This is a genomic window from Chitinophaga sedimenti, assembly GCF_023156195.1.
GTDB lineage: Bacteria > Bacteroidota > Bacteroidia > Chitinophagales > Chitinophagaceae > Chitinophaga > Chitinophaga sedimenti.
On sequence record NZ_JAKUKA010000001.1, the window covers coordinates 5191468 to 5212477 of the forward strand.

General features: G+C 50.5%; 20 protein-coding genes and 1 pseudogene. 13 read left to right on the forward strand and 8 right to left on the reverse strand.

Annotation, left to right across the window (positions count from 1 at the left end; genetic code table 11):
• Position 1 precedes the first annotated feature (1 nt).
• Together MKQ70_RS29825 and MKQ70_RS29830 are read right to left on the reverse strand one after the other, a co-directional pair.
• Complete coding sequence (locus MKQ70_RS29825; RefSeq protein WP_248077922.1) at positions 2-175, reverse strand: hypothetical protein; 174 nt, start codon at positions 173-175, stop codon at positions 2-4.
• Positions 176-207: 32 nt separating this feature from the next.
• Positions 208-1374: an aldehyde dehydrogenase family protein gene (locus MKQ70_RS29830; protein WP_248077924.1), complete on the reverse strand. Its 1167-nt coding sequence runs from the start codon at positions 1372-1374 to the stop codon at positions 208-210.
• 78 nt (positions 1375-1452) lie between these two features.
• On the opposite strand from MKQ70_RS29830, the gene gatB reads away from it, so the two are divergent.
• Positions 1453-2907 (forward strand): Asp-tRNA(Asn)/Glu-tRNA(Gln) amidotransferase subunit GatB, encoded by a 1455-nt coding sequence (gene gatB, locus MKQ70_RS29835; protein ID WP_248077926.1) that lies wholly within the window; start codon positions 1453-1455, stop codon positions 2905-2907.
• Between the two features lie 75 nt (positions 2908-2982).
• Positions 2983-4137: an AhpC/TSA family protein gene (locus tag MKQ70_RS29840; RefSeq protein WP_248077928.1), complete on the forward strand. Its 1155-nt coding sequence runs from the start codon at positions 2983-2985 to the stop codon at positions 4135-4137.
• A 65-nt stretch (positions 4138-4202) separates the two neighbouring features.
• On the opposite strand, the gene MKQ70_RS29845 is transcribed toward MKQ70_RS29840, so the two are convergent.
• Genes MKQ70_RS29845 through MKQ70_RS29860 form a run of 4 tightly spaced genes read right to left on the reverse strand, consistent with a single transcriptional unit; the run spans position 4203 to position 8604 of the window.
• Complete coding sequence (locus MKQ70_RS29845) at positions 4203-4670, reverse strand: RagB/SusD family nutrient uptake outer membrane protein (protein ID WP_282457724.1); 468 nt, start codon at positions 4668-4670, stop codon at positions 4203-4205.
• Positions 4667-5611: a RagB/SusD family nutrient uptake outer membrane protein gene (locus MKQ70_RS29850; RefSeq protein WP_248077930.1), complete on the reverse strand. Its 945-nt coding sequence runs from the start codon at positions 5609-5611 to the stop codon at positions 4667-4669. Before MKQ70_RS29850 ends, MKQ70_RS29845 begins: the two co-directional genes overlap by 4 nt.
• A gap of 18 nt (positions 5612-5629) precedes the next feature.
• Positions 5630-7861: a SusC/RagA family TonB-linked outer membrane protein gene (locus MKQ70_RS29855; protein WP_248081741.1), complete on the reverse strand. Its 2232-nt coding sequence runs from the start codon at positions 7859-7861 to the stop codon at positions 5630-5632.
• Positions 7828-8604 carry a carboxypeptidase-like regulatory domain-containing protein gene (locus MKQ70_RS29860; protein ID WP_248077932.1) on the reverse strand — a complete coding sequence of 259 codons (777 nt, stop codon included), beginning with the start codon at positions 8602-8604 and terminating at the stop codon, positions 7828-7830. The genes MKQ70_RS29855 and MKQ70_RS29860 overlap by 34 nt, the downstream gene beginning before the upstream one ends.
• Before the next feature lie 491 nt (positions 8605-9095).
• Between MKQ70_RS29860 and MKQ70_RS29865 the strand changes: the two genes are divergently transcribed.
• The 9 genes from MKQ70_RS29865 (at position 9096) to MKQ70_RS29905 (ending at position 17087) form a co-directional block, all read left to right on the forward strand.
• Positions 9096-10043: an endonuclease/exonuclease/phosphatase family protein gene (locus MKQ70_RS29865; protein WP_248077934.1), complete on the forward strand. Its 948-nt coding sequence runs from the start codon at positions 9096-9098 to the stop codon at positions 10041-10043.
• 390 nt (positions 10044-10433) lie between these two features.
• Positions 10434-11180 carry a heme/hemin ABC transporter substrate-binding protein gene (locus MKQ70_RS29870; RefSeq protein ID WP_248077936.1) on the forward strand — a complete coding sequence of 249 codons (747 nt, stop codon included), beginning with the start codon at positions 10434-10436 and terminating at the stop codon, positions 11178-11180.
• Positions 11181-11183: 3 nt separating this feature from the next.
• Positions 11184-12350: a FecCD family ABC transporter permease gene (locus tag MKQ70_RS29875; protein ID WP_248077938.1), complete on the forward strand. Its 1167-nt coding sequence runs from the start codon at positions 11184-11186 to the stop codon at positions 12348-12350.
• Positions 12235-13020, forward strand: a complete 786-nt coding sequence (locus MKQ70_RS29880; protein WP_248077940.1) for a heme ABC transporter ATP-binding protein — start codon at positions 12235-12237, stop codon at positions 13018-13020. Before MKQ70_RS29875 ends, MKQ70_RS29880 begins: the two co-directional genes overlap by 116 nt.
• Positions 13021-13085: 65 nt before the next feature.
• Entirely contained in the window at positions 13086-13508 is a 423-nt protein-coding gene (locus MKQ70_RS29885; protein ID WP_248077942.1) for a ChuX/HutX family heme-like substrate-binding protein, read from the forward strand.
• Positions 13496-14116 carry a ChuX/HutX family heme-like substrate-binding protein gene (locus MKQ70_RS29890; RefSeq protein ID WP_248077944.1) on the forward strand — a complete coding sequence of 207 codons (621 nt, stop codon included), beginning with the start codon at positions 13496-13498 and terminating at the stop codon, positions 14114-14116. The genes MKQ70_RS29885 and MKQ70_RS29890 overlap by 13 nt, the downstream gene beginning before the upstream one ends.
• Before the next feature lie 279 nt (positions 14117-14395).
• On the forward strand, positions 14396-16270 hold the full coding sequence (locus tag MKQ70_RS29895; RefSeq protein WP_248077946.1) for a TonB-dependent receptor plug domain-containing protein: 1875 nt from the start codon (positions 14396-14398) through the stop codon (positions 16268-16270).
• Entirely contained in the window at positions 16156-16458 is a 303-nt protein-coding gene (locus MKQ70_RS42910) for a hypothetical protein (protein WP_372490043.1), read from the forward strand. Before MKQ70_RS29895 ends, MKQ70_RS42910 begins: the two co-directional genes overlap by 115 nt.
• A 32-nt stretch (positions 16459-16490) precedes the next feature.
• On the forward strand, positions 16491-17087 hold the full coding sequence (locus tag MKQ70_RS29905; RefSeq protein ID WP_248077957.1) for an HmuY family protein: 597 nt from the start codon (positions 16491-16493) through the stop codon (positions 17085-17087).
• Positions 17088-17127: 40 nt separating this feature from the next.
• On the opposite strand, the gene MKQ70_RS43925 is transcribed toward MKQ70_RS29905, so the two are convergent.
• On the reverse strand, positions 17128-18630 hold the full coding sequence (locus MKQ70_RS43925; RefSeq protein ID WP_504909802.1) for a DUF5686 family C-terminal domain-containing protein: 1503 nt from the start codon (positions 18628-18630) through the stop codon (positions 17128-17130).
• 27 nt (positions 18631-18657) lie between these two features.
• A pseudogene (locus MKQ70_RS43930) lies at positions 18658-19640 on the reverse strand (DUF5686 family protein); the annotation flags it as partial.
• Between the two features lie 130 nt (positions 19641-19770).
• Here MKQ70_RS43930 and MKQ70_RS29920 point away from each other — a divergent pair.
• Together MKQ70_RS29920 and MKQ70_RS29925 are read left to right on the forward strand one after the other, a co-directional pair.
• The gene (locus MKQ70_RS29920) at positions 19771-20403 is read left to right on the forward strand and encodes a hypothetical protein (RefSeq protein ID WP_248077962.1); all 633 of its coding nucleotides are present in this window, start codon (positions 19771-19773) and stop codon (positions 20401-20403) included.
• Between the two features lie 95 nt (positions 20404-20498).
• Complete coding sequence (locus MKQ70_RS29925) at positions 20499-20777, forward strand: winged helix-turn-helix domain-containing protein (protein ID WP_248077964.1); 279 nt, start codon at positions 20499-20501, stop codon at positions 20775-20777.
• Positions 20778-21010: the final 233 nt, after the last annotated feature.

A 21010-nucleotide genomic window follows, 5' to 3' on the forward strand; every position in this document is an offset into this window, starting at 1 on the left:
TTTATTTCAGGAAACGCTTTACCAGCGCCAGTTTATCGCCAAACGGTGGATATTTTACGGCGATATCGAGCCAGGTGCCTGTTTTCATCATGCTTTTACGATGCGAAAAAGTATCGAACCCGAATTTGCCATGATAACGCCCCATGCCGCTGAAACCTACGCCACCAAAGGGCATCTCAAGATTAGTGAAATGTATGAGCGTGTTGTTTATGCAACCGCCGCCAAACGCGATACTATCCGTAAATACTTTTTCACTGGCTTTATTTTTGAAAAGAGATACAGCGATAAAGGGTAGGGGTGCTGTTCTATGAGCGCCTTCGCCTGCTGCGCATCGGTGTAAGCAATGACAGGCAGTACCGGCCCGAAAATTTCTTCCGCCATCACTTTTGCACCTTCTGCAATGTTGGTTAACAGCGTAGGCGCTATGTAGCATTGCTCGCGGTCATGCTGCCCGCCATGGACCACCGTCCCCTCTGCCAGGTAAGGCAATAGGGCATCAAATCTTTTCTGGTTGATAATGCGGGAATAGTCGGGGCTTTGCAGCGGATCGGCGCCGAAGAAACTGGTGATCGCTGCCTGCAACCCTTCGATCAATTGTTGTTTCACGCTTTCATGCACCAGCACGTAGTCGGGTGCAATACAGGTTTGTCCCGCATTCCAGAACTTGCCCCAGGCAATGCGTTTGGCGGCTACGGCGATATCGGCGGTATCGTCTACGATGCAGGGCGACTTACCACCCAATTCCAATGTTACGGGTGTAAGGTGCGGCGCGGCCATGGCCATGATCTGTTTGCCCACGGTGGTACTGCCTGTAAACAGCACATGATCGTACCGCCGCTGCATCAGCTGTGGTATTACCACATGACCTTCGCCGGTCACCACATCAATATAAGCAGGGTCAAAATTGGCGCGGATCATATCGGTGATCACGGCCTCGGTATGCGGCGCCAGCTCCGAAGGCTTGAGCAGCGCGCAGTTGCCTGCGGCCATGGCGGCAATCAGCGGCGCCATCACCAGTTGAAAAGGATAATTCCAGGGGGCAACGATCAGGGTAAGTCCCAATGGTTCCTTTACCATCCAGCTGCGTGTGGGGAATTGCAGCAGTGGCGAAGCCGCCCGCTCCGGCCGCATCCATTTGCGCAAATGTTTAACCGTATGACCTATTTCGGCATACAACAGGCCCACTTCGCTGCTGTAGGCCTCCACGGGGTGTTTGTGCAGGTCGGCGGCCATGGCTTCCAGGATGCGCGATTCGTAGGTAAGAATGGCGCTTTTCAGCCGCAGCAACTGCTCCCGGCGAAATTCGTACGAACGGGTGTGACCGGCGGCAAACCAGGCACGTTGGGCTTCATAGCGTTGGATAGTGTATTCCATGGTCCTAATTTCGGAAAATTCCCAGCTTTAGGCTACTTTGAATATCTTTGTACGAATCAGTCCGGACACAAAAATATCATGAGCTTGAACATCGATTATAGCAAGTATGAGGCCGTAATAGGGCTGGAAGTACACGCACAGCTTCAAACGGAAAGCAAGTTGTTTTGTAACGACAGCGCAGCCTTCGGCGGCGCTCCCAATACGCACATCAGTCCAATTACCCTGGCCCACCCGGGTACGCTGCCATTCCTGAATAAAAAGGCGGTGGAATATGCTATTCGCCTGGGCCTTGCATGTCATTGTGAAATTGAGAAGGAGAATTACTTCGCCCGCAAAAATTATTTCTACCCGGATCTTCCGAAAGGTTACCAGGTATCACAGCATACCGCGCCTATCTGTAAGGGCGGCCATGTACGCATCGCCACCGAAGCCGGCGAACGCGATATACAGCTGAACCGCATCCACCTGGAAGAAGATGCCGGAAAATCCATACACGACCAGGACCCGAACAACTCACTGATCGATTATAACCGCGCGGGTGTACCCCTGGTGGAGATCGTGACGGACCCGGTGCTGCATACGGCCGATGAAGCCTATGCTTATCTCACTGTTTTACGCCGCCTCGTGCGCTTCCTCGAAGTGTGCGACGGTAACATGGAAGAGGGTAGCATGCGCTGTGACGCCAACGTGTCTATCCGCCTGAAGGGCGATACCAGCCTGGGAACCAAGGTGGAAGTAAAAAACATGAACTCTATCCGCAACGTAAAACGTGCGATCGAAAATGAGGTGAAACGCCAGATAGAAATGACGGAACGCGGCGAACGCATTGTGCAGGAAACGCGCAGCTTCGACGCTTCCAACGGCAGTTCATTCCCGCTTCGCTCCAAAGAGGAAGCGAACGATTACCGCTACTTCCCAGAGCCGGACCTGGCCCCGTTCAATTTCTCCGACGACTTCATCGACAGTATCCGGGCCAAACTGCCCGCACTGCCGGAAGAACTGGTGCAGAAGTACACGCAGCAACTCGGTCTGCCGGAGTACGATGCCCGCGTGTTGTGCGATGACCGTGAAACTGTTACGTATTTTGAAGCGCTGATCGCCGCCACGCCGCACTATAAAGCCGCGTCCAACTGGATGCTTGGCCCGGTAAAGTCCTACCTGAACGAGCATAGCCTCGGCATCGACCAATATCCCCTGCCGGCAAAAGCCCTTGCCGCACTGATTGCGCTGGTGGCCGAGGGTAAGGTGAATTTCTCTATCGCTTCTTCCCGCATCCTGCCCGAACTGATTAAAACACCGGATAAAGCGCCAATGGATATTGCCACGGCACTGAACCTGGTGCAGGATAACAACGCCGGCAATATTGCCCCTATCATCGACGAGGTGCTGGCAAAGTATCCCGATAAGGTGGCCGAGTTCAAAGCCGGGAAAAAGGGTTTGATGGGCTTATTTGTGGGCGAAGTGATGAAATTGTCGCAGGGAAAGGCTGATCCTAAGCTGACTAACCAGTTGCTGGCGGAGAAACTCCGTTAAAGTAAGGTTAACCTGCCTTCCGGTTTCCGTTTGAAATCCTATTTTTGAAAGATTGATCAATATAAAAGACCCGACATGAAAAAATCAATAATACTGTCTGCCGTCGCTGCTACTATAATGGTTGCAGGCTGCAATCAGCAGGAGGAGAAAGGGGAGTTCAGGATCGATGTGAAACTTGACCACGCGCCGCTCCACAGTGTAGTGCTGGAAGAGATTGCGCTGGATGGTCCCAAAATCGTGGACAGCACCAAGATCACCGATCCGGCGGGTAAGTTTACACTGAAAGGACTGGTGAACAGCCGGGGCCTCTACCGCATTCAGTTCGAAGATGGTAAATTCCTGTTGCTGGCGCTGGATGCCGGCGATATGGCCATTGACGGCGATTATAATCAGCTGGAAAAAGTGGCGATCAAAGGTTCTGACGGTACCGTTGAGATCCGCGACCTGCTGAATCATTATAATGAAAAAGCGATTTCGCTGACCAGCCTGCGCATGCGCCTCGACAGCCTGCAAGCCCTGAAAGGAACAGACAGCCTGGTGGGTGTGGTGAATGAGCAGTTTGAAAAAGGGGTGATGGAAATGAAGAAGAATGTAGACGACGTGGTAAACGGCACTAAAAACCCTGCCACCGCTATTTTCGCCTTGTCGCTGGTGCCCGCTGAAACGGCGGAAGAAAGAGCCGCTTACCAGGCACAACTGGCCAGTGTACGCAAACGCTTTCCGGAAAATGCTTTCGTGCTCGCCGTAGCACAGCGTGTAGACGAAGACATGAAAGCGAAACCCCGTCAGCCCGCGGCTGATGGCCCCGCAGCGATGATCGGACAAACAGCGCCCGACTTTACCCTGCCCGATGTGAACGGCAAAATGGTAAGCCTGAGCGCGATGCGCGGTAAATATGTACTGGTAGATTTCTGGGCCAGCTGGTGCGGTCCCTGCCGCCAGGAGAACCCGAACGTGGTAGCCGCTTTCAACACTTACAAAGCGAAAAACTTCACCATCCTCGGTGTTTCGCTGGACGAAGATAAAGGCAAATGGCAACAGGCTATTGCAAACGATAAACTCGCGTGGGCGCATGTAAGCGACCTGCGTCAGTGGGAGTCTGCTGTAGTGCCGTTGTACAATATCACTGGTATTCCTACGAACATCCTGCTTGACCCTTCCGGTAAAATTATCGCTGCCAACCTGCGCGGCCCCCAGCTGGAAGCGAAACTGGCAGAAGTGCTGAAATGATATCAACATAAACAAATAAACAAGGGGCTGACCATTTACGGTCAGCCCCTTGTTTTTGCAGTGGGTTATTGATCGTAACCCTGGTTTTGTTCCAGCGGATTTACGTTTCGTTCCGTTTGTGGAATGGGGGCCACTACGATATTGGCATCTGCTTTAATGGTGCAGCTGCCGCTGGTGGCGGTATAAGTATTATTACAGAAGTTGCGGACAATATCTTTTCCATTGCGGATAAGATCGAAGAAGCGGTGACCTTCGAAGGCAAACTCACGGCGCTTTTCGAGCAACACGGCATCGAGTACGGCAGCATCGGCAGGAACCGGTGTGATGGCGCCCAGGCCGCGTTGCGTACGTAAAATAGTAAGGTCGGCAAGCGCCGCCCCAAAGTTATTGCTCTTCGCATTGGCTTCGGCGCGGATCAGGTAGGCTTCCGCAAGCCGCAGTATTTTCGGACTGTTAAGGCCCTGTATGCCATTCTGCGAAATGAACTTGGTGCTCTGCCACTCCGCACGGCTGTTGGAAAAGGTGTCGATCAGTTTTTACGTACATCCGCATCATCGTAAATGCTGCGCAGATCGGGCGATACACGCACATCGCCGTAACCGGGTTTTAAATACATATTACCGATGTTGTCAGATCCCAGCGTTTCCACTTCCGGGAAGTGCAGGGTGAAGATGTCTTCTGCCGCACCCGGATCGGCAAAGTAACCGGCGAAAGAGGCAGCGGGTGTAAGGGTATAACCTGCATTGATCACTTCCGTAGCTTCGGTGATAGCGGCGGCATTGTTGCCCTGGTAGAGATAAACCCGCGCCAGCAGTGCGGCGGCCGCATATTTACTGGGTTTCAGCTTTTCTTCGATAGTGGTGCTGGCCAGCAGTCCTTTTGCTTCCGTAAGATCTTTTATGATCTGGGCATAAACTTCAGAGAGCGGCGCCCTTGCCGGTGTAGCTACTTCAAACTTTAAGATCAGCGGCACTCCCGGTTGTGCGCCGGCTCCCTGGTTATACGGTTTTGCGAAAATGCGTGTGAGGTCAAAATGAACAAGTGCGCGAATAAACAGCGCCTGTCCTTTAGCCACGTTCTTTTCGGTTTCATCACCCGGCACATTGTCCACGTTGGCGATGAGGTTATTCGCGCGCAATATTACGTTATACGCCGTGTTCCAAAAACCGGATACATCGCTGTCCAACACGGTATACTCACGGCGGTAACTGCTCAGGAAGCGATTACTGTTTACTTTGGAAAGATAAACATTGTCGGCGCCCAGTTCGGGAATCAGTATATAGTTGCGGCCGTAGTAATTTACCGATTGCATGCCGTCGAAAGCGCCGGTGAGCGCGGCACGGAGGCCGTCCATATCGGTAATGGCGGTACCGGAGGTCAGCGAATCCGAGGGCTCCAGGTCCAGTTTGTCGTTGCAACCCAACAGCAATCCGAGGCTGGTGGCCGCTATCATCAAATATTTAGCTAGTTTCATGTTGATGTGCTTTACAGGTTAGAAAGTGATTTCCAGTCCTACAGTGTAACTTTTGCTTACCGGGTATTTGAAGAATTCTTCGCCTTCAATGCCCACTTCAGGATCCACGCCCAGGTATTTCGTAAAGGTGAGCAGGTTTTGTCCCTGCGCATAAACGCGGGCGCCGTTCAGCTTCAGCGCATTCAGTGCAGCTTTGGGTAATGAATAGGCGAGCACCACGTTTCGCAAACGGATATACGAAGCATCTTCGAGATAACGGCTGGATGCGCTGCTGCTTAGCTTGTTGCCGTTAACAACCGGTTTGGGACGTTCGGCAATATCACCCGCTTTTTGCCAGAAGTTTTCACCGGCGACTTTCATGTAGTTCCAGCCAAAACGGGCGCCGTCACCGTCGGAGAAACGACGGGTATTGTTGTACGCAACATTGCCTTTTAATGCATAAAAGAAGGTGGATAAAGTGATGCCTTTAAAGCTGAAATTGTTTGTTAAACCCACGGTATACTTCGGCTGTGTATTGCCCAGTACGCGGAAGTTTGAAGCGGCAAAGGTGTCTGTTGTTTTGCCGTCTGCGCGATACCAGAGCGGATCGCCGTCTTCCGGTGCAACGCCGGCCCATTTTTTCATATACCAGCTGTTAAGCGGTTCACCTACCCGGATGATTTTATTACCGGAAATGATATCCTGGTTTTTATACAGCTCATTTACCTTGTTACGGTTGAGCGTATAGTTGATCTCTGTTTCCCAGCGGAAGTTACCTACCAGGTTCTGGCTGCTGAGCGTTACTTCCACACCCTTGTTCGTGAGTTTGCCAAGGTTGTCCGGGCGCGTGGTAAAACCGCTCGTAGCCGATATCGGCACGTTCAGCAACATGTCTGTCGTTACACGTTGATAAAGGTCAATGCTGGCGGAAATGCGGCTTTGCAGCACGGCCGCCTCGAGGCCGAGATCCGTCGTAGCTACCTGTTCCCAGGTGAGTTCGTTGTTACCGATCGTACTGGGACGGCTGCCCGGCGCGCCATAGTAAGAAGAACCGAATGCATACAGTTGTTTATAGCCAAAATCAGAGAAGCCCGCATTGCCCGCGGTACCATAACTCACGCGGAGTTTCAGGTCGTTAATGGCTGCCAGGTTTTTCATGAAGGGTTCATCGGAAATACGCCACGATCCGCCTACGGAACCGAAGAATTTATAACGGTCATCCGCACCGAAACGGGAGGAGCCATCAATACGGCCGGAAGCGGTCAGGTAGTAACGGTTGTTAAACGTGTAGTTCAGCTGACCGATGTAACCCAGGAACGCATAATCACTGCCGGCGCCGCCAACGTCCAGCGGCGTAGCGGTTACGTTCAACACTTTCAGTTTGCCGTTGACGAGGCCCTGTCCTTCTGCGCTGAAATTAAGCGAGGCCGTGGGCTGGTATTCCATCATGACAAGGAAATCAAATTCATGCCGCTCGTCTCTCTTCCATTTAAAACCGCCGGAAAGGCTGGTCTGGCTCGTAATAGCGCGGTTCTGCTGATACCCGTCGAAGATGCTGCCGCTCTTTTCCGGTTCCTGCAAATTGATCGCATCGGAGGTGGTAGGATCATAGAAACTTTTCTGGCGCGTAAAGATCATGTCTACCGCCGTGGTTTGTGTGAACTTCAGCCAGTCGGTGATTTTATAACCGAAAGAGATGCGGCCGAGTCCGCGAAAGTTATAATTGATGTTGGTGTTCAAAGGAGTGGAGTAAAGAAAGTTGTCGCCAATAGGTGTAGGCCACTCATCTTCCCAGCCTTTATAATAGCTGCCGTCCGGTTTGTATGGATTAATCATCGGACTAAGAGAGAATGCGGCAATCAGCGGGCTGGCAAAACGGTTGCCGGCTACGGCATTATTGGTGGTCGAGTAGCTCAGGTTCAGATTAAGGCTGATGTCGAGGCGGTTGTTTACCTGTTGTTGCAGGTTGCTTACCACGCTGTAGCGTTCAAAATCAGACGCAATAACGGCACCCTGTTGTTTCATGTAACCGGCGGAGAGATAGTATTTTGTTTTATCGTTACCACCCGAAGAAACGATTTCATATTGCTGTGTATGACCGTTTTTAAAAGTTGCGTCTACCCAGTCGAAACCGTGATCGAGCAGGGAGTCGGGGTACTCTGCATCAAGCTGTGCGGGCGTAGCGCCGGCGAGTTCACGGACCTTACGTTCATAGTTCCATGCTTCCCGCGTGTTCATCACTTTCCATTTGCCGAAGCTGGGATTTGTGATACCATATTGCGCACGTGCGGTGAGCGTAGAGGTGCCGGCCTTGCCTTTTTAGTAGTAATAACGATTACCCCGTTACCGCCGCGTGCACCGTACAAAGCCAGTGCTGTCGCGTCTTTCAGGATGGTTACATTTTCTACGTCGTTGGGATTGAGGTTGGCGAGGATGTCGCTTGTTTGCGTAGATACATCGAAGTTGAATTGTCCACGGGCTACGATGATGCCATCGATTACGTAGAGCGGTTGCTGATCGGCATTCACCGAACCCACACCGCGAATGAGTACACTTTGCCGTGCACCGGGCTGCCCGGACGGTGACGTTGTTTGTACGCCGGTAGCGCGTCCCTGCAGGATCTGGTTAATATCCGGCATCGGAACATTTTCGATCTCCGCGCGTTTTACCTCGGCGGCCGCAGTAGCTGCTTTTCGTTTGTCTACCTGCGTGTAACCGGTGATGAGCACTTCTTCCAGCGTTTTATTATCGGCCGAAAGTGTTATGTTCAGCGTGTTGCCGGTACCTACCCGTTGTTCGTGCGTTTCGTATCCAACAAAGCGGAATACCAGTACGCCGGACGATTGTGCGGGCAGTGTAATCTGGTAGGCGCCATCATCGTCTGTGTTGGACCCTGTGGTGGTGCCTTTAATAATAACAGTTACGCCGGGAAGTGGTGCACCATCGCGGGTGTCTGTTACACGGCCGCGGATAACGCGGCCCTGGGCAAAGGTTTGCCCGTAAAGAGCAAACAAACTAAGCAGAAGTAGTAAACTTTTTTTTCATGTTCGTTCAGATTTTGATTGTGATATGTGGGATGGGTATAGCGCAAACAATAAAGGGTCACATCTTCACGGCTGGTGAAGACAATACAATAGCAGTAGCCTTTTCAGGCTATACTTTTTCAGGTTACAATAAATAAGCAATCAATGATTGAGGTATACGCGTTCACTGCCCGGCTGAATACCGGGTTGTCTTAAGCAATCAATGACTACGGAGGCGTTTAAAGGCCCTGGGCTGCTGAAGAATGACGGATGAATAGCAAAAAGTTGTCTTACCGCTGGTTAATCATCATAGTGAAAAAATTAGATCTGGAAATTGGATGATTTACGATTTTGGTTACTTTCTCACAAACTGGTCCGCAATGCATGGCGGTGGGTTACGGATTGTTACTAATTTAGCGAATATTCCGTAACGAAAATCATTTTTTAAATAATTCCTTTGCGATAACTGCGTTTTAAAAGCTATGCCGACTGTTCCGAAGCAAATACTATTTCTCTGTATCCTTTTATTGACGGCCTTTTCGGCCAATGCTGCTGTTTTCGTATGTACCTGGAACCTGCGTGACTTCGGCCGTACACGCAGCGATGAAGAAATTGCATACATCGCGCAAACGATTAAACATTGCGATGTGTTAGCGATACAGGAAGTAGTGGCCGGACCCGGTGGCGCACAGGCCGTGGCACGCCTGGCGCTGCAACTTAACCGCAGCAGCGGTGGCCACTGGGACTATGTGATCAGCGATGCTACCAGCAGCAGTGCGTATAAGCGCGAGCGTTATGCCTTTATCTGGAAAACCAATCGCGTAACGAAAGTGGGCGCACCAAGACTTGAAAAGCAATATCACCTGAGGATCGACCGCGAGCCTTTTTACATTGATTTCCGGCAGGGTAAGCACACATTTACGCTGGCCGGCTTTCATGCAATTACGGCTAAAAAGCAACCTGAAAAAGAGGTAAAATACCTTCGTTATGTATCTGCGTTAAAAGGGCCGCATCCGCTGGTGTTTTGCGGTGACTTTAATTTACCATCTACCCATACCGTGTTTAATCCGTTAAAAAAGATGGGCTATCAACCCATCTTGGAAAAGCAGAAAACTTCTTTACGTAAACAATGCAAGGCAGATGGTTGCCTGGCGTCTCCGTTTGATAATGTGTTCGTGCCCGTGAAGCAGTTAAGGGTATTGCGCTCCGGGGTGATCCATTTTTATAGGGACTTCCGGAATTTGAGAAGGCGCGGCGGATTTCCGACCATATTCCTGTGTTCGTGGAAATCGATTTTGTGGCGGACAGCTCCGCCAAAGAACTTAAGAGGGCGTCGTAAATCCGATTATAACGTGCCCTTTACGTCAGTTCGCAGTTTAATTCTTCCTCATTGCGTAAATAGATTGTCAAAATTTTCCCGATTCGAGTAGTACGTTACAGTTTTATGACTTAGCTTTGTCCCACTCAATTACTCCGCGCCAAATACCTGAGACTTATCCGGTAACAATCCGCCGTTACCTGGTTGGCCTTTACAATTCGACCTACAAACTCATTTCGTGTGTGCTGACCGGCCTATAGCCGGAACGCTAACCTATTGCTTGAAAGATAACTTGCCGGGCATGGCGGAGTAATTGCTCCGGTGAGCTGGTGGTTGGCCCGGTTCGCGACAGGGCCGATCATCTTTTCTAACAGCGCTTTTTGTGTTGAAATATTAAATCGTTTTTCGAATGAAAGCTTTAAGGAGAGCCTGCGTTGCGGCATGGCTGGCGTGTGCGCTGTTTGCAGTCAACGCTGCAAATGCCCAAACATATAAACGGATTGTGTCGCTCAACGGCACAGTTACTGAAATTCTTTGCGCGCTCGGTTTTGAAAAGCAGATCGTGGGCACAGATGTAACGTCTACTTATCCCGCCTCCATGCAACAAGTGGCCAAAGTTGGCCACAACCGTAATATTACAGCAGAACCGGTGCTGGCGTTGAAACCCGACCTGGTCATCACTACAGCCAACTACATTTCGCCGGCTGTGATCGAACAGTTTAAAGCAGTAGGTGTAAAAACCGTAGTACTGAAGCAGGATTATTCCATCGAAGGTACCTGTGCGCTGATCAACCAGGTTGGCGAAGCATTGGGTGCAGCCGCTAAAGGTGCGGCGCTGTGCAGGCAGCTGGAAACAGAAAAGCAAAGTCTTATACCTCCTTCCGCCACCAAGAAGGTATTATTCATCTACGCCCGCGGCGCCGGCACCATGATGGTGGCTGGTAAAGAAACCGCGCCGGACAAAATGATCGGCCTGGCGGGCGCTAAAAACGCCGCAGGCGATTTCAAAGACTTCAAACCGTTAACTGCCGAAGCACTGGTAGCCGCCAACCCGGATGTGATCCTCATGTTCGATTCCGGCCTCGAAAGTATGGGTGGGGTAAACGGCTTACTGAAAGTGCAGGGCGTGGCGCAAACCACTGCCGGTAAGGAAAAGAAGGTTATCGTGATGGACGGCCAACTGCTTACCGGTTTCGGTCCGCGGGTAGTACAAGCCGTTAAAGAACTGACGCAGAAGATCGGAGGATAATAGATGAATACCGGATTAAAACGATTGAGCATCGTCACTATTATGAGTCTTGTGCTGCTTGCAGCTGTGGTACTCAGTACCGGCACCGGCGCTATGCACATTCCGCCTGCACAGGTAGTAGCCATCCTCTTATCTAAGATCGGTATTCATTTACCGGTGGCTTATGAAGAAGGAACGGCGGCTGTGTTGTGGATGATCCGCCTGCCGCGCGTAGTGCTGGGTGTAATCATCGGGGCCGGACTCGCCATTGCCGGCGCGGCTTTACAGGGATTGTTCCGCAATCCGCTCGCAGATCCCGGGCTCATTGGTGTATGCTCCGGCGCATCGCTCACCGCGGTCATGCTCATTGTATTGCAATCCAGCTTTTCGCTCTTTACAGGTACGCCGCTGCTGCATTTTTATGTGATGAATTTCGTGACGTTCTGCGGCGCGATCGCAGCAGTGCTGGTCGTGTTCCGGATTTCGCTGCGTAACGGGCAGGCTGTCATGTCAACCATGTTGCTCGCCGGTATCGCTATCAATGCTTTATGCAACGCCATCACCGGACTAATGACGTACATCTCCACCAATGAACAATTGAGGAGTATTGTTTTCTGGTTGATGGGCAGCCTGGGTGGGGCCAGCTGGCAGACCGTACTGGCCGTGTTGCCATTTGTACTGGTACCGTTGGTGTTACTGCCCCGTATTGCAACAGCGCTGAATATATTTGCGCTCGGCGAGCGGGAGGCCATGCACAGCGGTGTAAAAGTGAGCCGTTTGAAAACACAGCTGATCATTTATTCCACGCTGGCGGTTGCCGCCGGTGTAGCAGTAGCAGGGGTAATCGGTTTCGTGGGACTGGTAGTACCACATATAGTGAGGCAGATAACAGGTCCGGATAATCGCATCCTTATTCCCTGCTCGGCTTTGCTGGGTGCGGTGTTACTTACCCTGTCCGATTTGCTGTGCCGCACCATCGCGGCGCCCGCGGAAATACCGGTAGGTATTGTGACCGCAATTATCGGTACGCCCTTTTTCATCTGGCTCATCTTAAAAGAAAAAAATCGCTTGCCATATGATGCTGGAAGTAAACAAACTCTCTGTAGAATTGGGTGGTCGCCTTATTCTCCGCAACCTGTCTCTTCAGGCGGGCCCGGGAGCTTTGTGTGTGTTGATGGGCGCCAACGGTGAAGGTAAAACAACATTGCTGCGCACGCTGGCCGGTGAGTATCCGCATTATACCGGCGATATCCAAATCGGAGGCCGCAATCTGCGCCAGGTCAGTATTCGCGATCAGGCGGCGCAACGCGCAGTATTATCGCAACAGTTAAGTCTGCAGTTACCTTTTACGGTGGAAGAAGTAGTAGCGATGGGCCGCTTTGTATACGGAGGTGGCAACACCGCGCATGACAAAGAACTGGTGCAATACGCGATGAAGCAATTGCAGGTATTCGATCTGAAAGAAAGAAATTACCTCACCCTTTCGGGCGGACAAAAACAGCGGGTACAAATGGCGCGTGTGTTGGCGCAACTGCTGGAAGTACCCGATATCAATGGCAAAGATTATGCGGGTAAAAAAATGTTGTTGCTGGATGAGCCGGTTACCGGCATGGACATCCTGTACCAGCAACTGGCCCTGCAACTGGCCGCGCAGCTCGTCAAACAGGGCGTGTTGGTCGTTGCCGTGCTCCACGACTTTCAAATAGCCGCAGCCTACGCAGATCGCGTATGGATGCTGAAGAACGGGGCTGTTTATGCCGAAGGCGCACCACGCCAGGTATTTACGCCCGATCATATCGCCGCCTGTTTTGGCATTGCAGTCCAGTGCTGGAGCACCCGGACTGCGACTATCCGCTGGTAGTAACCATGGGCGGCCAACAACCCATTCCATTATCAACTGCCGCTACGGCATTAAAATCTTTTAACATGAGTACTTTGACTGCCGCATCGCTGAAAGACAAATGGCTGCAATTTCGTGCCGATAACCCTAAAGTGCGCATCCGTGAAGCCGCACATCAACTCGATACGAGCGAAGGTGCACTCGTGGGTGCTTTTGTTGGCGCCGGTGTAACCAGGCTGAAAGCTGATTTTCGTGCATTGGTAAAACGTATGCCGGAAGTAGGAAAAGTAATGGTGCTGACGCGTAATGAAAGCTGCGTGATCGAAAGAAAAGGGGTGTTCGAAAAAGTAGATGTGGACAATCCACATGTTGGTATTGTGCTCGGTGCTGATATTGATCTGCGAATGTTCATGAATAAATGGGTGCATGGTTTTGCACTGGTGGATAACGACATATCCGGCTTTAAAACTTCTATCCGGTATTTGATGCGCAGGGCGTGGCAGTCGTAAAGTTTTATCCTGCAGATGCTACGAACTTGCCAGCATGGCAGCAGCTGGTGGCTGATTTCACGGCGGATGAACAACAGGGTGAGATACCCGAAGCAGCGCCCGGCCGTAAAGCTGAATATGCGGAAGCGGTTGATAAAGCTGCGTTCCTGGACGAGTGGGCGGAGTTGAAAGACACGCACGATTTCTTTCCCCTGATCATGAAGCATAAAGTTTCACGTACACGGGCGCTGCAGCTGGCAGAAGGTCGCTTTGCGCGCAAAACATCCAACGATGCGGTAAAACAATTGCTGGAGCAGGCCTCCGCATCTGGTTTAGAAATAATGATTTTCGTAGGTAACCATGGTAACATCGAAATTCATACCGGCCCCGTAAACAAGATCCTGGAAATTCCGGGATGGATCAATGTCATGGACCCGGACTTAAATATCCACCTGAAACTGGAAAACATTTCGCAGAGCTGGATCGTAGAGAAACCATCTATAGATGGCGTGGTAACTGCCCTTGAAGTATTCGACGCTGCCGGCGAAATGATCGTACAGTTCTTCGGTAAACGCAAGCCTGGTCAGCCGGAGCTTGAAAACTGGAGAGCATTGGCCGCCAGACTGTAAGCCAGCCATTGTTATATATGGAGAATCCCGGTAGTGATACCGGGATTTTTATTTCCCTCCGGGGACAAGTTTTTCCGGATTGCGTAAATCATTTTCCCATTTACAGAAACCCATGTTTGTTTGAACATCTAATTTTGTCATTACTCCGCCCACCACAATCTCTTTATCCGTTTAAGCAAACGCCTGCACGCGTTTGCGGGGATTGTATTACCTGCTTGCTAACAATTCAACTCACAGTCCGGTATCATGTGCCTGAGCAGATTTTTATATTCAGTATTGTTGTGCGCAGGTTCAACCGCCTCCTTCGCACAAACCGACACTTCCCTGCAACAGCGTGAGCTGGGCGAGGTGGTGGTCACCGCTACGCGTACAGATAACCTGAGCAGCAAAGTACCAGTTCCCGTTACCGTGATATCCCGCAAACAGATCGATATGATGGGTAGCCGTCGGCTGGACGAAGTGTTACGCGAACAAACCGGCCTGGCGCTGGTGGGCGATGTGAGCGGCAGTGCGCACGGCTCCGGGTTACAGTTGCAGGGATTTGATCCGGCGTATACGATGATCATGATCGACGGGCAGCCGCTGATCGGCCGTACTTCCGGTAAGCTGGATTTATCGCGCATCACGGTGGCCGATATTGAGCGTATTGAGATCATCAAGGGGGCGAGCAGCTGCCTGTACGGCAGCGAAGCCTTAGCCGGGGTTATCAATATCATTACCCGTAAACCCCTCAGCACACAAAGCATCAGCGCCAACCTGCGTTACGGCACCTATAATACGTTAGATGCGATCGTGGAAGCAGGCACGCCTTTTCATCATAACAAAGGACATATTTCATTCGCCGGCAACTACTACCGCACTGACGGTTTCAACGCTAATCCTACAGCGCAGCAGGCCAATACCGTATTGCCCTTTCATTCGTATACGCTGCAGGCCCGCACCGGTTATATGATCAACCCGCAAAACCGCTTAAATCTTTCTGCAAGATGGGCCCATCTGCAATCACATAATGATTACGGTTACGCTTCCGGCATTACCACCGCCGATAAAACGTCGGAGAAAGACCTGAACATGATGGCCACGCTGGACAGCCGCCTGCACGACAGCAGCAACCTGCGCGCGCAATATTACCTGACCCGTTACGGCACGAACGAGAGCATCCGCAACAAAAGTACCGGTGCGGGAATAGCAGTCAATTTCTTTACGCAGTATATGCAACGCGTAGAGTTGCAATACAATAAAACTTGGTTTACCGGTGGCGCCGGCGGTACGCTGGAATCGCTGGAAGCCACACGCTATTCCGCGAAGCAAAATATGCAGAGCGTCTTCGCCTATGTGCAGGCCGATTGGAAAATGGGAGAGCAGTTCGGTGTATTGGGCGGACTGCGTTATGATCGCAACAACATTTATGGCGATCAGCTGAGTCCGAAGCTGGGTATCCGTTACACGCCCAATCACTTCATCAATTTCAAGGCTTCCGTGGGGCGTGGTTTTAAGGCACCGGACTTCCGGCAGTCGTACCTGTCGTTTACCAACGCCCAGGTGGGCTATACGGTGTTAGGTGTGGAGGAATTTGAAACCGGGTTACAACAGTTGATAGCCGCCGGAGAAATTGGGAATGTATTGCCAGCGGCATCCGGCATTCATTCTTTAAGTCCTGAAAGGTCTATCTCTTACAATGTGGGCTTTATCGTAACGCCGGTAAACAAAGTGAAGATCGAAGCAAATGTTTTCCGCAATGATGTGACAGATCTGATCAATACCATCACCGTAGCGGAAAAAACGAACGGCTGGCAGGTGTATTCCTATGTGAACGTGTCGAAGGCCCGTATGCAGGGACTTGAGGTAAATGCCAGCTGGCAGCTGCCTTATGGTTTTAGCCTCAGTGGCGGTTACCAGTTGCTGTACGCAAAAAACCGCGACGTGATCGATTCGATTAGAAACGGTACCGGTCATATGCGTCTGTTGCCGATCCATTCGGGCATGCACGCCGCTCCGCAACCAGCGACTATTATGGTATCGAAAACCGGTCGAGGCATATGGGTAACCTGCGCCTGGCATACGAATACAGGCCCTGGGGTATTACCGCTACGTTGCGTGCGAATTATCGCGGCAAGTACGGTTACAGCGATACGAACGGTAATCAGTTCATAGATGGATATGATCGTTTTGTGAATGGTTACACGTTGCTGAATGCATCCGCAGGTAAAACATTCCTGCAAAACCGTTTATCCGCACAGCTTTCGGTGGATAACCTTACCGGGCATAAGGATCCGTTTATTCCTAACCTGGCGGGTCGCGTGTATACCGTTGGCCTCGGCTGGAAATTCATAAAACAGTAAATCCATCTTTTTCATATTCTAAACATTCAAACATGCGTATCAATTACAAGCAAGCATTAGTAACAGCATCTGCAGCAGTAGTCATCCTCGTGGCCTGTGGCAAAGACGATGAAAAACCAGCCATTAAAAATACCGGTGTTATGATCACCGACCTGGCAGCGGACACCGCGGCAGCCACCGGTGCGGGCGCTAAAGCCCCACGTTACTTTACCTTTGCAACCAAATTAATTTCCGCGGCCGATACCGGTAAATGGGATATTTCCTTCACCGGCACCTATAACGGCGACGTAACCGCTAAAAACGGCAAGATCGCATTTGTAGACTCTTCTTTTGATGCACTGACTACCGTGCCGAATGATACGGCGTTTAAATATTCGGCGTTCGGCATCAACGCCTTTATGGGTAGCGTGGGTTGGTACAACTACGATATGACCACACATATCCTGACCGCATTACCTAACCGCACAATGGTATTTAAAAACAATACCGGCCAGTATGTAAAACTGCAAATGATCTCTTTGTACAAAGGAAACCCGGTTGCGCCCACCAGGCAAACACCTGCGCCTTACCTGACGTTCCAATACTTTGTACAAACGAACGGCAGCAAAAACCTGGCAACAGTAAAATAAATGCAAAAGGCCTTCCGGGTGGAAGGCCTTTTATATGTTTTTAGAAAGATAATTTGAAGCTGCCGAATACCCCGAACGTTCTGTTGTATTCTTCTCCCGGCTTGCGGCTTGGTGCTACCCGCCACACAAAATCAACCCGAAGGAATTTTAAGATGTTCTCCACACCGGTGCCTATTTCCAGGTACGGACTGCTCTCCAGTGTTTTAAATGCATAACCGTTGTTCAGGTTCAGTGTTTTATTCTTTTCAGATAACTTGCCAATTACCCCTTTCGCGGTCCAGAACTGGCGGAATTTAAGTTTGCGCACCAGCGGAATGTAATTGAAAATGCCGCTGCCGATCGTATGTTCCACGTTGAAGCCCGCATATTCATCACTCAGGAACTCAAACCGGTTCATCATGTTGAAGGCGTACTTGTTGTAATAGTAAATTTCGTTGCCCGGGTGTATTTCCAGTAAGGGGTAGGGCAGGGCAGGACCAAATACCTTACCGGCAAACAGGTTGTAGTAAATCGTACCGAGCGCGCCCACCTTCCAGTAGTCGGATACGGTGAGCGCAATTTTTTCATAAGAATAATTGCTGCCCGCGATACCCGGAATGCCTACAGAAAAACGGCCTTCTACTACAGGATATTTGCTGCCCAGGCTGTAACGGTAGTAGTTACCTTCCAGGAACTCTTCACGATACGCGTAACGGAGTTTTAAGGACACTTCTGAGTTGGTTAAAGGCGAGCCGCCGCCTACTTCCTTCGGATAGTATTCCTTGCCGGGAAGGGGCGCAAAAGGCATGAATTCTTTATGTGTCAATGACAGGTGATGCGAGAAGCCGTTATAGTATTCTTTGTAGAACTCCACGCGTTTTTCGTCGATCATCATAAACTTCTGCGGCACACCCTGTTTACGGATGGCGAGTGAGAAGATGTTATCGGTGCCTACCTCATCGTAATAAGTGGCGCCGTTATCAAGGTCGCGGGTGTAAGAGGCGTACAGGTAGGTACGTGGTGCACGGTCCAGGATCCAGAGGCCGGTCATTTTGCCTTTGAAGCGCTGGTCGCCAAAGCCGTAAGCCAGGTAGCCATAGAGGTAAATATCCTTGTGCACCTGCGGGGTGGTGCCCAGGTCCAGGCGCATACGGAAACCTTCCAGGCGGTTCTGGCTGAACAGGTACCAGTAAGGACCCCATTCCAGCGGGCCGAAAGCCTTATAACCGGTGGCGATGAACTTAATGGTATTGGAATACTTCTGGAACAGCGGCATGCGTTGCAGGGTGTCTACCATTTTGTAAATGGCCACTTCGTTTTTAGACAGGGTGTCGTGGCGGGCGCCGCTCCAGTAGTCATCGTCGCGTTTGCGGGCACTGTCGGCGACAACAATGTTCTGGGGATATTTCTTCCGCTCGTCGAATATATTGGTGGCGGCAGTGTCGTTCACAACGATCTCTTCGTAACTGGTGGTTTTACGACCAATGAATTCAAGCGTTTTTGTCGGCTTGGGACTCGGCGTCCAAAAGTCAACGATGAACTTATCTTTCGCCGGGAACCACATCGAACTATCTTTGATCGGTTTGAACTCCTGCACCAGGCTGATCCTTCTGACAAAGTTGATATTGGCATCGCCCGGCACCGACATGCTCATTTTTTGTACGGCATAGGTGCTGTCCTGCACCCATACTTCGCCCACGAACACGTTTTCCCCTTTACGTTTCGGTAAAAGTTCAGTTTGATGTACCGCTTGTTGGCCACATACTGCGTGTCCGTAATACGATAGTTGTAAAACATGGCGCCACTGTTGGCGATCGGACTTACAAACTGCTTGTCGAATACGGGAATATAGTTGTCGTACACATTAATGTTCTGGTACATGCTGCCCGGGAACTTGGTCACACTTTCATTATCCAGTCCGGACGTACGGCTGGCCTTGATAATTTCCTTCTCCTTACGGGGGCTCCGCTGAAAATAGTAGTCCGAGATAGATTCAGTAAGGAACACGGGTAAAAACGGCTTGCTTTCCGAGGTGCTGTCGATGTTCTTCAGTACAAAGGCAAAGGGTTTGGTAAAGCGGTTTTTAGACAATTTCACCGTGTTAAGGTTCTTCATGTCCAGTTCCAGCTTGTTATATACCTCGTATTTATAGTTTTCGAGCTTGTCGTAGTTGTTTTCCGGTTTCCGGCGGATGATCTGCCGGAGCAGGAGGAGGGCGAAATTAACGTTGGCTTTTACTTCGAACTGTTTCAGGGAAACATCGGAGCGGTAGATGTCAAAATTGATGACCTGCGCCGTATCAGTTTTACTGACGTGCATTACGGTTCGCTGGTATCCCATCACCCTAACGAGTAACGAATCAGATGGTATTCCGTTTAGGTTAAACTGATAATAACCCTGTTCATTTGTGACCATTCCCTCGTTGGTACCTACGAACTGTAAAGTAGCAAAAGGTATTATTTCCTGGGAATGCGCATCTTTAACAACACCACTGACCTTATATCGTTGAGCCTGAAGGCCTGAGCAACTAACAATGCCGATAATCACAGCTAAAATTCTTTTCCATGCGGTCATACAGACAGCAAATTAGATATTTTAGGTCTATTTAAGTGCTGTACCTATAAAATGCCGTCATATTTACATCAAAAAATATATTTGGAGGATTAGAAACTTTTAATAGCTTTGTAGTGCAAAGTGCTTTTTTATGAATGAGCAACAACATCTCGATACCCTCACCGACATCAAACGGATGATGGAAAAATCTACCCGCTTCATTTCTCTGAGTGGCCTCAGCGGCGTTATTGCCGGTGTAGCTGCGCTGGCGGGCGGTTTTGTCGGTTACTGGCTGATTAAAGACTATTATTACCAGTGGGATGTGTTGGGCAACCATGCGTATAACGCCCTTTTTCACCTGAAGGTGAAGCTGGTGGCGATTGCATTAGCCATATTGGTGGTGGCGATCGGCAGCGGTTGTGTGCTTACCTGGCGCCGGGCACGCCGTAACGGCGAGGCCATCTGGGACGGCGTGGCACGAAAGGTGCTGATTAACCTGGCTATTCCGCTGGCAGCCGGGGGCATTTTTGTACTGGGCTCGTTGTATAATGATATTCCCGTGCTGGTGGCGCCTGCCTGTTTGATCTTTTATGGACTAGCGCTGGTAAACGCCAGTAAATATACCCTGTCGGACATCCGTTACCTGGGACTTGTAGAAATCCTGCTGGGCGCGCTGAACCTGTTCGCCGTAGGATATGGCCTTTACTTCTGGGTGGTAGGTTTCGGCATCATGCATATCGTATACGGCACGTCTATGTGGATGAAGTATGAGCGCAAACAATAGGCATTTCTGATTTTGAAGAAGTTTATGGAACTTAGTGTGGCCGTTAAATGCAGGCCGGTGTTTTTTAAAGCGAAGTAATGAATCCGATCGGTAACTTGAACAAGATTTTCGAAAGCCGCATCCGTCTTGGCGTGATGAGCGTTCTGATGGTCAATGAAGAAGTCAACTTCAACGACCTGAAAGAAGTGCTCGAGGCAACGGACGGCAACCTGGCGTCGCATCTTAACACGCTGGAGGAAAACGGGTTCCTGAAAGTACATAAAGGGTTCATCGGCCGTAAAACAAATACGACTTATTCTATCACTAAAGCTGGGGAGAAGGCCTTTAAAGGACATATTGCGGCGCTAGAACAAATGATCAAGTTTTCACAGTAAATTTTTTTGTACCTACACTTTGAATTGCAAAGTGCTTTTTAGATAGATTTTCTTTTGCTGCCGGTGTTACTGGTAGTGAAACTAACGCAGGAATGCGACTGGCTTTGCCATGCCCTTTAACGAAGGCCGGGCAACAATGCCGCGCCGGGCAGCGCCATGCCCCTTAGGTCCCGAATGACGTGGAAATACCGGCCAGGCGTGCTTTTTCACCGACGAATCAACACATCATCAAC